Genomic DNA, 569 nt, shown 5'->3' on the forward strand with positions numbered 1-569 from the left:
TAACAAGCTGAAAATTCAGCGGCTAAATTTTTCAATTCTTCGACTGATAATCCAATGATTGCTTTACATAAACGATTATCTCGTAACAGCCGCTCTTTGTTGATCATTTCAAACCTTTATTCTCTAAGTTAAACCTCTTTTTATTCTCAATAGCGTGACAAAAAATGCAAGTCTCTATTCAGCAACTAGTTTATTGTTGAAAAAAAAATTCCACCCCTTTTGCGACAGCCTCTTTTGCGACAGCCGACAGCCTCTGATAGGCGGGTTTTGGTTTTTTACAGGCTTTGCAGCGATGCAGCAGTTTAATGGTCGAAGACAAAATGACGTTACAGCGTGTATGGCCTTGTACGTGATCCTTAGTTTGAAGTGGTGGTTTTGTTTGTCTTGAAGGTGAAAACGCCGTACAGAGCGTTCTAGGCCGCTTAAATTCGATTTTTAGCCACAAGGAAGCAGCCTAGCGGCTGCAAATCGATATCGGGTAGAATGGTGGTACCTTGAACTTCTGGAAATCATATAAAATTACCCCCGTGCTTTCTGAATTCACTCCTCGCCCTCTAAAAACGTTGTTT

At 40.8% G+C, this 569-nt stretch carries 1 protein-coding gene; it reads left to right on the forward strand.

Annotated features, from left to right (window positions below; genetic code table 11):
- The first annotated feature begins 154 nt into the window (after nt 1-154).
- The gene (locus CBG25_RS09100) at nt 155-388 is read left to right on the forward strand and encodes a hypothetical protein (RefSeq protein ID WP_290606162.1); all 234 of its coding nucleotides are present in this window, start codon (nt 155-157) and stop codon (nt 386-388) included.
- Nucleotides 389-569 lie beyond the last annotated feature (181 nt).

It is taken from the genome of Arsenophonus sp. ENCA (assembly GCF_002287155.1).
Taxonomy (GTDB): Bacteria; Pseudomonadota; Gammaproteobacteria; order Enterobacterales; family Enterobacteriaceae; genus Arsenophonus; species Arsenophonus nilaparvatae.